Below are 12,201 nucleotides of genomic sequence, written 5' to 3'. Positions count from 1 at the left end.
GGAACTCCCTATAATGCGCCTCCACTGACCGGGAACAACGAAACATACTTCGCCGGGTCAGGAAGAGAAAAGAATCATTTTGACTTCGAAAGAAAACAAATAAATCCTTGACTCTTCAGCGGGAAAGCGTATTATCTGCCTCCCGCGTTACCGTAAGATTCGCCGAAAGGCAAACGGGTAACGAACGCTCTTTAACAATTTATCAGACAATCTGTGTGGGCACTCGCAAGACGATATCGAAGCCTGTTTCGGCAGGCAGAAGAAATATCAAAGTCTTGAAGAGTGACCAAAGCAGTACACATTTGAACTTCGGTTCGAATGCATATTTGCAGAAAGTAATCTTTGAGCATCGCTATGTTAACTCATAGCAAATCAAACAAATCTTAAATTGAAGAGTTTGATCATGGCTCAGATTGAACGCTGGCGGCAGGCCTAACACATGCAAGTCGAGCGGCAGCGGGAAGTAGTTTACTACTTTGCCGGCGAGCGGCGGACGGGTGAGTAATGTCTGGGAAACTGCCTGATGGAGGGGGATAACTACTGGAAACGGTAGCTAATACCGCATGACCTCGCAAGAGCAAAGTGGGGGACCTTCGGGCCTCACGCCATCGGATGTGCCCAGATGGGATTAGCTAGTAGGTGGGGTAATGGCTCACCTAGGCGACGATCCCTAGCTGGTCTGAGAGGATGACCAGCCACACTGGAACTGAGACACGGTCCAGACTCCTACGGGAGGCAGCAGTGGGGAATATTGCACAATGGGCGCAAGCCTGATGCAGCCATGCCGCGTGTGTGAAGAAGGCCTTCGGGTTGTAAAGCACTTTCAGCGAGGAGGAAGGCAGTCGTGTTAATAGCACGATTGATTGACGTTACTCGCAGAAGAAGCACCGGCTAACTCCGTGCCAGCAGCCGCGGTAATACGGAGGGTGCAAGCGTTAATCGGAATTACTGGGCGTAAAGCGCACGCAGGCGGTTTGTTAAGTCAGATGTGAAATCCCCGCGCTTAACGTGGGAACTGCATTTGAAACTGGCAAGCTAGAGTCTTGTAGAGGGGGGTAGAATTCCAGGTGTAGCGGTGAAATGCGTAGAGATCTGGAGGAATACCGGTGGCGAAGGCGGCCCCCTGGACAAAGACTGACGCTCAGGTGCGAAAGCGTGGGGAGCAAACAGGATTAGATACCCTGGTAGTCCACGCTGTAAACGATGTCGACTTGGAGGTTGTGCCCTTGAGGCGTGGCTTCCGGAGCTAACGCGTTAAGTCGACCGCCTGGGGAGTACGGCCGCAAGGTTAAAACTCAAATGAATTGACGGGGGCCCGCACAAGCGGTGGAGCATGTGGTTTAATTCGATGCAACGCGAAGAACCTTACCTACTCTTGACATCCACAGAACTTAGCAGAGATGCTTTGGTGCCTTCGGGAACTGTGAGACAGGTGCTGCATGGCTGTCGTCAGCTCGTGTTGTGAAATGTTGGGTTAAGTCCCGCAACGAGCGCAACCCTTATCCTTTGTTGCCAGCACGTAATGGTGGGAACTCAAGGGAGACTGCCGGTGACAAACCGGAGGAAGGTGGGGATGACGTCAAGTCATCATGGCCCTTACGAGTAGGGCTACACACGTGCTACAATGGCAGATACAAAGTGAAGCGAACTCGCGAGAGCAAGCGGACCACATAAAGTCTGTCGTAGTCCGGATTGGAGTCTGCAACTCGACTCCATGAAGTCGGAATCGCTAGTAATCGTAGATCAGAATGCTACGGTGAATACGTTCCCGGGCCTTGTACACACCGCCCGTCACACCATGGGAGTGGGTTGCAAAAGAAGTAGGTAGCTTAACCTTCGGGAGGGCGCTTACCACTTTGTGATTCATGACTGGGGTGAAGTCGTAACAAGGTAACCGTAGGGGAACCTGCGGTTGGATCACCTCCTTACCTAACGATACGCATTGCGCAGTGTCCACACAGATTGTCTGATAGAAAGTAACGAGCAAATAAGGCCGGGCTGAGAAATTAGTCGGGCTTTAGTACCTTGTTGGGTCTGTAGCTCAGGTGGTTAGAGCGCACCCCTGATAAGGGTGAGGTCGGTGGTTCAAGTCCACTCAGACCCACCAACTCACCATTCCCTGTTGAGTTGCAGCAATAAGGTGATTTGCTTTTTATATGGGGCTATAGCTCAGCTGGGAGAGCGCCTGCCTTGCACGCAGGAGGTCAGCGGTTCGATCCCGCTTAGCTCCACCATATAAAACTATTTCAAAACGTACTGCGGTCGCAAGACTCAGTGTGTTGTGAAATATTGCTCTTTAACAATCTGGAACAAGCTGAAAATTGAAACAATACAGCTGAAACTTATCTCTCCGTAGATGTACTGAGATAAGGATTAACCTGTATTAGAGTCTCTCAAATAATCGCAACGCAAGTTGTCTGCAAAGACACCTTCGGGTTGTGAGGTTAAGCGACTAAGCGTACACGGTGGATGCCTAGGCAGTCAGAGGCGATGAAGGGCGTGCTAATCTGCGAAAAGCGTCGGTAAGGTGATATGAACCGTTATAACCGACGATACCCGAATGGGGAAACCCAGTGCAATTCGTTGCACTATTGCATGGTGAATACATAGCCATGCAAGGCGAACCGGGGGAACTGAAACATCTAAGTACCCCGAGGAAAAGAAATCAACCGAGATTCCCCTAGTAGCGGCGAGCGAACGGGGAGGAGCCCAGAGTCTGAATCAGTTTGTGTGTTAGTGGAAGCGTCTGGAAAGTCGCAGGGTACAGGGTGATACTCCCGTACACAAAAACACACTTGCTGTGAACTCGATGAGTAGGGCGGGACACGTGACATCCTGTCTGAATATGGGGGGACCATCCTCCAAGGCTAAATACTCCTGACTGACCGATAGTGAACCAGTACCGTGAGGGAAAGGCGAAAAGAACCCCGGCGAGGGGAGTGAAATAGAACCTGAAACCGTGTACGTACAAGCAGTGGGAGCACCTTCGTGGTGTGACTGCGTACCTTTTGTATAATGGGTCAGCGACTTATATTTTGTAGCAAGGTTAACCGAATAGGGGAGCCGTAGGGAAACCGAGTCTTAACTGGGCGTCTAGTTGCAAGGTATAGACCCGAAACCCGGTGATCTAGCCATGGGCAGGTTGAAGGTTGGGTAACACTAACTGGAGGACCGAACCGACTAATGTTGAAAAATTAGCGGATGACTTGTGGCTGGGGGTGAAAGGCCAATCAAACCGGGAGATAGCTGGTTCTCCCCGAAAGCTATTTAGGTAGCGCCTCGTGAACTCATCTTCGGGGGTAGAGCACTGTTTCGGCTAGGGGGCCATCCCGGCTTACCAAACCGATGCAAACTCCGAATACCGAAGAATGTTATCACGGGAGACACACGGCGGGTGCTAACGTCCGTCGTGAAGAGGGAAACAACCCAGACCGCCAGCTAAGGTCCCAAAGTCATGGTTAAGTGGGAAACGATGTGGGAAGGCATAGACAGCCAGGATGTTGGCTTAGAAGCAGCCATCATTTAAAGAAAGCGTAATAGCTCACTGGTCGAGTCGGCCTGCGCGGAAGATGTAACGGGGCTAAACCATGCACCGAAGCTGCGGCAGCGACACTTAGGTGTTGTTGGGTAGGGGAGCGTTCTGTAAGCCGTTGAAGGTGACCTGTGAGGGTTGCTGGAGGTATCAGAAGTGCGAATGCTGACATAAGTAACGATAATGCGGGTGAAAAACCCGCACGCCGGAAGACCAAGGGTTCCTGTCCAACGTTAATCGGGGCAGGGTGAGTCGACCCCTAAGGCGAGGCTGAAAAGCGTAGTCGATGGGAAACAGGTTAATATTCCTGTACTTGGTGTTACTGCGAAGGGGGGACGGAGAAGGCTAGGCTAGCCGGGCGACGGTTGTCCCGGTTTAAGCATGTAGGCGGAGCGACTTGGTAAATCCGGTTGCTTATCAACGCTGAGGTGTGATGACGAGTCACTACGGTGATGAAGTAGTTGATGCCAAGCTTCCAGGAAAAGCCTCTAAGCATCAGGTAACATTAAATCGTACCCCAAACCGACACAGGTGGTCAGGTAGAGAATACTCAGGCGCTTGAGAGAACTCGGGTGAAGGAACTAGGCAAAATGGTGCCGTAACTTCGGGAGAAGGCACGCTGGCATTAGGTAAAGGGACTTGCTCCCGGCGCCGAAGCCAGTCGCAGATACCAGCTGGCTGCAACTGTTTAATAAAAACACAGCACTGTGCAAACACGAAAGTGGACGTATACGGTGTGACGCCTGCCCGGTGCTGGAAGGTTAATTGATGGGGTCAGCCGCAAGGCGAAGCTCTTGATCGAAGCCCCAGTAAACGGCGGCCGTAACTATAACGGTCCTAAGGTAGCGAAATTCCTTGTCGGGTAAGTTCCGACCTGCACGAATGGCGTAATGATGGCCAGGCTGTCTCCACCCGAGACTCAGTGAAATTGAACTCGCTGTGAAGATGCAGTGTACCCGCGGCAAGACGGAAAGACCCCGTGAACCTTTACTATAGCTTGACACTGAACATTGAGCCTTGATGTGTAGGATAGGTGGGAGGCATCGAAGTGTGGACGCCAGTCTGCATGGAGCCAACCTTGAAATACCACCCTTTAATGTTTGATGTTCTAACTCGGCCCCGTAATCCGGGGTGAGGACAGTGTCTGGTGGGTAGTTTGACTGGGGCGGTCTCCTCCCAAAGAGTAACGGAGGAGCACGAAGGTTAGCTAATCACGGTCGGACATCGTGAGGTTAGTGCAAAGGCATAAGCTAGCTTGACTGCGAGAGTGACGGCTCGAGCAGGTACGAAAGTAGGTCTTAGTGATCCGGTGGTTCTGAATGGAAGGGCCATCGCTCAACGGATAAAAGGTACTCCGGGGATAACAGGCTGATACCGCCCAAGAGTTCATATCGACGGCGGTGTTTGGCACCTCGATGTCGGCTCATCACATCCTGGGGCTGAAGTAGGTCCCAAGGGTATGGCTGTTCGCCATTTAAAGTGGTACGCGAGCTGGGTTTAGAACGTCGTGAGACAGTTCGGTCCCTATCTGCCGTGGGCGTTGGAAGATTGAGAGGGGCTGCTCCTAGTACGAGAGGACCGGAGTGGACGAATCACTGGTGTTCGGGTTGTCATGCCAATGGCATTGCCCGGTAGCTAAATTCGGAAGAGATAACCGCTGAAAGCATCTAAGCGGGAAACTTGCCTCGAGATGAGTCTTCCCTGGGGCTTTAAGCCCCCTGAAGGAACGTTAAAGACTATGACGTTGATAGGCTGGGTGTGTAAGTGCAGCGATGCATTGAGCTAACCAGTACTAATGATCCGTGAGGCTTAACCTTACAACACCAAAGGTGTTTTGGTGATTTGAGAGAAATTAAGATTTTCAGCGAAGTTCCGAGATTGGATTGGCTGGCTGTGTGATATTACATAGCGGGTTAATTGAAACAGAATTTGCCTGGCGGCCATAGCGCGGTGGACCCACCTGATTCCATGCCGAACTCAGAAGTGAAACGCCGTAGCGCCGATGGTAGTGTGGGGTCTCCCCATGCGAGAGTAGGACACTGCCAGGCATCAAACACGAGTTATCAGAATGACATCTGGTGACTAACAAAATCGCCAAAGGCGGTTTTGCACAGCGCGGAGCGCTGGCCCTGTAGAGGGTAAGTATCGGGAAGATACACGTAAAAGAATCGGTGGAGCGGTAGTTCAGTTGGTTAGAATACCTGCCTGTCACGCAGGGGGTCGCGGGTTCGAGCCCCGTCCGTTCCGCCACTTATTTAAATTATGCCTGCTTATCTTAGCAGGCATAATGTTAAGCATGATTTAGGGGCGTAGCTCAGTTGGTAGAGCACCGGTCTCCAAAACCGGGTGTCGCGAGTTCGAGTCTCTCCGCCCCTGCCATACAAATAGCCCTTCGCGAAAGCGAGGGGTTTTTTTATGTTAAAAATAATCATTTAGCTCGTTTTTTATACTGATTATGTGGTTCCTTTATGTATTTTCCCTCTTTTCTGGCGGCTGTCCCGATTTTTACATCAGGAATATCCATTTATTTTGCCGACATACAGCGCGTATTACCCCCATCAATAACTCTTATTGGTTATTTTTTTTATTAAAATAGCCATCACTCTTAGAAAGACAACATTCCCAATTCATGCTTACTTGGTTGAATTTATGTACAGAAAGTTGTTGTCTCTGCCCATTATTACTTCCACCAGATGAACTAAAGCTAATTAATATTTTAGTTAGCAGGGAAAAGATCTTTAGTTATTGATTCAGGAAATGTGGATTAGTAGCGTCTATCAAAAGCTCACTTTACTACCCAATATATCGGTTGTGGCAACTTTATTTATTGTCTGTGGCATGGGCTTTATTGTGCATGAATAGCCCATTTCTATTGATCACCACTTTATGATTTGCTGGCGATTTACGCTACACACTTTGATTAGGATCTAATACAGCGTTATATCACTTTTGATGACACTCTTTGCCCATGGTGGACTAAATCTGTCATCAGAATTTTGCTATTTAGTTTTATTGCTATCCAGAGGGCGGTGAGTGCTTCTTATCGTGAACCACGAGGTTAAGCCTCAGTCGCCATCACTTAATCCTGTATGTCGCTTTGCGCGGCGTTATTCATAGGTGTTTTTAATAGCTGTCGAATTAATGTTTGTTGGTCACTGTTTTGCAACCAAACAGCATATAGTGGCCGCACGATAGGCGGTATATCAGTATTAATGGTCAGCTCTGGATATTCTTTTTGCCAATGTTCGGGCAAAAAGGCACAGCCACCGGTAGTATCCAACAGTTGCCGAGTTAAATTAGCCGACGTCGTGGTCAGCACGGGCATCTGTTCGTTGTTGAGTAAACGATTCTCTTGCTGATGGAAATCTGCTCCCCATTCCAGTTTGATATAGGGCGCTTCATTTGCATTTTTATGCTCAGTTTTATCGTCAGTTATTTCTGATAGAGGGAGGGGACCTGATGAGAACAAACGCAATGAAAAATGTCCTAGAAGTTGACTTGCCAGTTCATCCATTTTAGGGGGTTCAGTTGTTATCAACAAATCCAGTTGCCGTTCGTGCAACTGCTTCACCAGTGATTGCCGTAGTGCAACACGGGCTTCAAGGCGTAATGCTTCTCGCTGTTTATATAACTGTTGCAACCAAGGGGTGAGGTAGGCCTCCCAAAGTGATGCGGTTGCACCAATAGACAACTCGGTGTGTTGTAGCGAATGTACAACCTCTTTTTTGGCTAGTTGCCAGGTACTCATCAATGTTTCGGCGTAAGGAACCAGCCGCTCACCTGCAGGGGTCAGACGAATATTATTGCGATGGCGAGTGAATAAATTTGCACCTAATTGATTTTCTAATTGACGGATACGAAAACTCACCGCCGACTGCGTTAAGTACAAAGATTCAGCTGCGCGACCAAAGTGGCGAGTTCTACTGACCTCCAAAAAGGTTTTCAGTAATTCGGTATCCACACCTATCTCCAATTTTTTTATCGTTAAGATTTAAATGTTTTGTTTTACACGATGTCAAGCCTATCTAATACTCCGCGCCATAAACAGCACGACCATGAGAGAATTAGGAGCGTGTCAGATGGCGGATAGCTTCATCACGACCAATCGTTTTTTTGATAATAAACATTATCCTCGCGGGTTCTCGCGTCACGGCGATTTCACCATTAAAGAGGCGCAATTACTAGAGCGCCACGGTTATGCTTTCAACGAGCTTGACCTCGGTAAACGCGAGCCTGCAACAGAAGAAGAACAGTTATTTGTTGCTGTTTGTCGCGGCGAGCGTGAGCCAGTCAGCGCCGAAGAAAAAGTCTGGTCTAAATATGTGACCCGGACCCGTCGGCCTAAACGTTTCCATACGCTGTCTGGCGGTAAACCGCAGATGGACGCAGTGGAAGATTATACTGATAGCGACGACTAATTCCCGTCGTCTTTGAAGCCGCAGGGATGTTAGCTACGCGACCTCCCCGAATCACTTACTTGGGTAAGCTCATCGGGATTAATGAGCCTCATTCTTAAGGCTCACCTTACGGGCTAGCATAAATGCTGTTCAAATCTGCTCCCGGCAGATTTGTCAGTTGCTTGCTAACTACCTGCGACTTCAATGACATTGGGTATAAGCATCTTGATTAAAAAGGGACTTTTGTTCCCTTTTTTATATTAAGCTTTTATGTAATTGCAAAAGCAATCGGTCCATACAACGATAGCTTAGCGCCTCTGAAAGATGATTTTTTTGGATATTATCTTCCTGAGCTAGATCGGCAATGGTTCGTGACACTTTCAATATATGGTGCCACGCACGGACTGACAGGCCGAGCTTCAGCAGAACTTGTTCCAGAAAAGCAGTGTTCTCTGGTGTTAAATAGCAATATTCAGCTATCTCTTGGCTGTTAAGTTGTGTGTTTATCTTCCCCGCTCTATCCAATTGCCTTTGCCTGGCCTGTAATACTCTCTGCCTGATGGTTTTGCTTGGCTCTCCTTGATGTCTTTGTGCTCCGAGCATTCCTGTCGGGAGTAGCGGGACTTCTATCGACAAATCAAATCTGTCCAAAAATGGGCCTGACAATTTTGCCAGATAGCGCAGAATTTGTTGTGGCGGCGCTCGGTTATGAACACCTTGATAATGCCCGCTAGGGCTAGGGTTCATTGCGGCGATAAGCTGTACTTTAGCCGGAAAACAAACTTTAGCCGCTGCACGGGAAATGGTAATTTCGCCTGATTCCAGTGGCTCGCGCAGTGAATCCAGTACTCTGCGTTCAAACTCCGGTAGCTCATCCAGAAAAAGTACCCCATTGTGTGCCAGTGATATTTCGCCGGGACGGGGAATTGACCCTCCGCCAATCAGAGCGGCCATTGATGCGCTGTGATGCGGTGCGCGAAAAGCCCGGCAGCGCCATTGAGCGGGCAGTTCATTACTGTGTAGCAGGCCATTAATGGCCGCGGCCTCCAGTGCTTCTTGCTCCGTCAGTGGCGGTAGTAGCCCAGTTAGCCGATTTGCTAGCATGGTTTTCCCCGTCCCCGGAGGCCCGAGCAATAGCAGGTTATGCCCACCAGCCGCTGTTATCTCCAGCGCGCGTTTGGCTTGTGATTGGCCGATGATATCTTGTAGGTCAAGGCGGTGGTCCCAATCGACAACATCTTCAAGGCGTTGGCCCTGAGCTAGGGTATTCTCCTCTTGTAAAAAACCGCATACTGCGAGCAAGTTTTCTGCGACCCAGCTATTACCTTGGGCTATCAATCCAATTTCGAGACTGTTCCCTGACGGCAAAATTAATTGTCGATGGACATGGCTGCTGGCGAGTGCGGCTGGAATTGCGCCGCTAACACGTCTTAGCGCCCCCGATAAGGCGAGTTCACCCAAGAACTCATAGTGCGCTAATTTATCCGCAGGAATCTGCTCTGACGCTGCTAATATCGCTAAAGCAATCGGCAGGTCATAACGGCCGCCTTCTTTGGGCAAATCTGCCGGTGCCAAGCTGACCGTGATTCGTTTAGCTGGAAAGATGAAGCCGCTGTTAATCAGCGCGCTGCGAACCCTATCCCGCGCCTCTTTCACAGTGGTTTCCGGTAATCCAACTAAAACGAATCCCGGTAACCCATTGCTAATATGAGCTTCAACTGTGATAGCGGGCGCCTGGATACCTAATGTGGCGCGGGTATGAATAGTTGCCAGTGACATGGTGCTTTCCTTTGCTGTCATGCGTCCTTAGTGTCGGGCGTTGTTACAGAGTGCCTCAGAATTTTTGTCAGTGTCTGGGAAAAGGGGTGTTTTGCGAAAGCTCGCGAAAAGTTTCGTTGCAATGAATGTATCAAAATCAAAAATTGCGATGTGGTACGCAGTAAAAAGGCCAAACTGTCGATATGGGTTTTACTGATTGATAAATAATATATTTATCCTGTTTTGTCTGTGTGCCCACAAAATAATAATTTAAATAAATATTGTCAGATAACTAATAACTGTGATAACTCTGTAGGTATTCGTTCGACACTAGACAGATGAACAACCTAATTATGAAAGCGATTTTCCAAGTGATTAACCTAGTCCTAATTAGCGTGGTGGTGATTATTATCCCACCGTGCGGGGCTGCACTTGGACGAAAAAAGGCATAAAAATCAAGCCTTAATCACAAGAAAACCCCCGCACCGAAAGGTTCGGGGGTTTTTTTATCATTACATTAAAGGACGCGAGGAACATAAAATGCACAACAGAATAAAATCCTGCTCACCTCGCGAACGGTCGGGGAAATAACTATGAATGGTGCTCAGTGGGTGGTTCAAGCGTTGCGTGCGCAGGGTGTTAGTACAGTATTCGGCTATCCGGGCGGGGCGATTATGCCGGTCTACGATGCTTTGTATGATGGCGGTGTCGAGCATCTGCTCTGCCGCCATGAGCAGGGCGCTGCCATTGCTGCTATTGGTTATGCGCGTGCAACCGGTAAAGTTGGGGTGTGTATTGCCACTTCCGGCCCCGGAGCCACTAATCTGATCACCGGTTTGGCGGATGCTTTACTGGATTCTGTGCCGGTTATTGCTATCACCGGCCAAGTCGGTTCTGCATTAATCGGCACTGATGCTTTTCAGGAAATTGATGTTTTAGGTCTGTCTCTGGCCTGTACCAAACACAGTTTTTTAGTTGAATCATTGGATGCGCTGCCGGGCATCATGGCGGAAGCATTTGCTATCGCGACCAGTGGCCGCCCCGGCCCCGTTTTAATTGATATCCCGAAAGACATTCAGTTGGCCGTGGGTGAGTTGACCCCACACCTGATGCCAGTTGAAGAGTATCTCGTTGATTCTGCGGCTGAATTACAACAAGCTTTAGATATGCTGGCGACGGCAAAAAAGCCGATGCTGTATGTTGGCGGCGGTGTTGGAATGGCGCAGGCGGTTCCGGCTTTACGTGAGTTTATCGAGGTGACGGGCATTCCTGCCGTGGCCACGCTGAAAGGATTAGGCGCACCGAACACCGAGCACCCTTGTTATCTGGGGATGTTGGGGATGCATGGTACCAAAGCGGCGAATTTCGCCGTGCAGGATTGTGATTTATTGATAGCGGTTGGCGCGCGTTTTGATGATCGGGTGACTGGCAAGTTGAATACATTTGCTGCGAAAGCCAAAGTTATCCATATGGATATCGACCCGGCCGAGCTGGGTAAATTGCGTCAGGCGCACGTCGCGTTGCAGGGCGATTTGAAAGTGTTGTTGCCTGCTTTGCAGCAACCGCTGAACATTCAGCCGTGGCGTGATGAGGTTATGGGCTTAAAACACCAGCATAGCTGGCGTTATGATCATCCCGGCCAGGCAATTTATGCTCCGTTATTGTTGAAGCAAATTTCTGAGCGCAAAGCTCCACAGACTGTGGTGACCACCGACGTGGGCCAGCACCAGATGTGGACGGCGCAGCATATGAACTTTACCCGCCCTGAGAATTTCATCACTTCCAGCGGCTTGGGCACGATGGGCTTTGGCGTACCCGCGGCTGTTGGCGCACAAATGGCCCGCCCGGATGATATGGTCATCTGTGTCTCCGGTGACGGCTCGTTTATGATGAATGTGCAGGAGCTGGGCACCATAAAACGAAAACAGTTGCCGCTGAAAATCGTTTTGTTGGATAACCAACGCTTGGGCATGGTAAGGCAATGGCAGCAACTGTTTTTTGATGGGCGTTACAGCGAAACCAATCTTTCTGACAACCCCGATTTTATCACTCTGGCCAGTGCTTTTAATATTCCTGGCCAACGAATCACCCGCAAAGACCAAGTCGACGCCGCTCTGGATGCGCTGTTTAACAGCGAAGGCCCTTATCTGCTCCAGGTTTCCATCGACGAACTCGAAAACGTTTGGCCGTTAGTGCCGCCAGGCGCAGGTAATGAAACCATGCTGGAGAAAATCTCATGATGCACCACCAACTCTCTATCCAACATCAAATCTCTATCCAAGCCCGCTTCCGCCCTGAAATGTTAGAGCGTGTATTGCGGGTTGTGCGGCACCGCGGCTTTCAGGTTTGTGCTATGAATATGTCGCCAATGATTAATGCTGAGAATGTTAATATTGAATTGACCGTTGCCAGCCAGCGCCCTGTCGATTTACTGTCTTCACAGCTGAGCAAGCTTATGGATGTCGCCTGCGTCGAGATCCTACAACCTAATACATTACAGATACGCGCCTGATG

Annotated in this window: 6 protein-coding genes, 4 tRNA genes, 3 rRNA genes and 1 pseudogene; 12 read left to right on the top strand and 2 right to left on the bottom strand. The window is 49.5% G+C overall.

What is annotated here, in order from left to right:
- Positions 1–385 precede the first annotated feature (385 nt).
- From OP863_RS19060 to OP863_RS19025, 8 genes and pseudogenes are all read left to right on the top strand, one after another.
- A 16S ribosomal RNA gene (locus OP863_RS19060) occupies positions 386–1,928 on the top strand.
- 102 nt (positions 1,929–2,030) lie between these two features.
- Positions 2,031–2,107, top strand: a tRNA-Ile gene (locus OP863_RS19055).
- A 51-nt stretch (positions 2,108–2,158) separates the two neighbouring features.
- Positions 2,159–2,234: transfer RNA gene (locus OP863_RS19050), tRNA-Ala, on the top strand.
- 208 nt (positions 2,235–2,442) lie between these two features.
- Positions 2,443–5,349: ribosomal RNA gene (locus tag OP863_RS19045) — 23S ribosomal RNA — on the top strand.
- 115 nt (positions 5,350–5,464) lie between these two features.
- Positions 5,465–5,580: ribosomal RNA gene (rrf, locus tag OP863_RS19040) — 5S ribosomal RNA — on the top strand.
- Together the 16S, 23S and 5S rRNA genes with 4 tRNA genes alongside form the textbook arrangement of a ribosomal RNA operon.
- Before the next feature lie 125 nt (positions 5,581–5,705).
- Positions 5,706–5,782: transfer RNA gene (locus tag OP863_RS19035), tRNA-Asp, on the top strand.
- A 53-nt stretch (positions 5,783–5,835) separates the two neighbouring features.
- Positions 5,836–5,911, top strand: a tRNA-Trp gene (locus OP863_RS19030).
- A gap of 548 nt (positions 5,912–6,459) precedes the next feature.
- Positions 6,460–6,649, top strand: a pseudogene (locus OP863_RS19025) (hypothetical protein); the annotation flags it as partial.
- Here the strand turns inward: OP863_RS19025 and hdfR are convergent.
- Positions 6,612–7,493 (bottom strand): HTH-type transcriptional regulator HdfR, encoded by an 882-nt coding sequence (gene hdfR, locus OP863_RS19020; RefSeq protein ID WP_265525713.1) that lies wholly within the window; start codon positions 7,491–7,493, stop codon positions 6,612–6,614. The pseudogene OP863_RS19025 and the gene hdfR sit on opposite strands and share 38 nt — an antisense overlap.
- A 118-nt stretch (positions 7,494–7,611) precedes the next feature.
- Between hdfR and OP863_RS19015 the strand changes: the two genes are divergently transcribed.
- Complete coding sequence (locus OP863_RS19015) at positions 7,612–7,950, top strand: DUF413 domain-containing protein (RefSeq protein WP_042562488.1); 339 nt, start codon at positions 7,612–7,614, stop codon at positions 7,948–7,950.
- Positions 7,951–8,184: 234 nt separating this feature from the next.
- Here OP863_RS19015 and OP863_RS19010 read toward each other — a convergent pair whose 3' ends face one another.
- The gene (locus tag OP863_RS19010; RefSeq protein ID WP_145591910.1) at positions 8,185–9,708 is read right to left on the bottom strand and encodes a YifB family Mg chelatase-like AAA ATPase; all 1,524 of its coding nucleotides are present in this window, start codon (positions 9,706–9,708) and stop codon (positions 8,185–8,187) included.
- A 332-nt stretch (positions 9,709–10,040) separates the two neighbouring features.
- Between OP863_RS19010 and ilvL the strand changes: the two genes are divergently transcribed.
- The 3 genes from ilvL to ilvM all read left to right on the top strand — a co-directional run bounded on the left by ilvL (position 10,041) and on the right by ilvM (position 12,199).
- A complete protein-coding gene (gene ilvL, locus OP863_RS19005) occupies positions 10,041–10,139 on the top strand; it encodes an ilv operon leader peptide (protein ID WP_071841758.1) in 99 nt (32 codons plus the stop codon).
- A 141-nt stretch (positions 10,140–10,280) separates the two neighbouring features.
- Positions 10,281–11,927: an acetolactate synthase 2 catalytic subunit gene (ilvG, locus tag OP863_RS19000; RefSeq protein ID WP_265525712.1), complete on the top strand. Its 1,647-nt coding sequence runs from the start codon at positions 10,281–10,283 to the stop codon at positions 11,925–11,927.
- Positions 11,927–12,199: an acetolactate synthase 2 small subunit gene (ilvM, locus tag OP863_RS18995; protein WP_038639976.1), complete on the top strand. Its 273-nt coding sequence runs from the start codon at positions 11,927–11,929 to the stop codon at positions 12,197–12,199. The genes ilvG and ilvM overlap by 1 nt, the downstream gene beginning before the upstream one ends.
- Positions 12,200–12,201 lie beyond the last annotated feature (2 nt).

The sequence above is a fragment of the Yersinia sp. SCPM-O-B-9106 (C-191) genome, assembly GCF_026183365.1.
Taxonomy (GTDB): domain Bacteria; phylum Pseudomonadota; class Gammaproteobacteria; order Enterobacterales; family Enterobacteriaceae; genus Yersinia; species Yersinia rochesterensis.
This window is presented reverse-complemented; position numbering and strand designations above follow the sequence as displayed.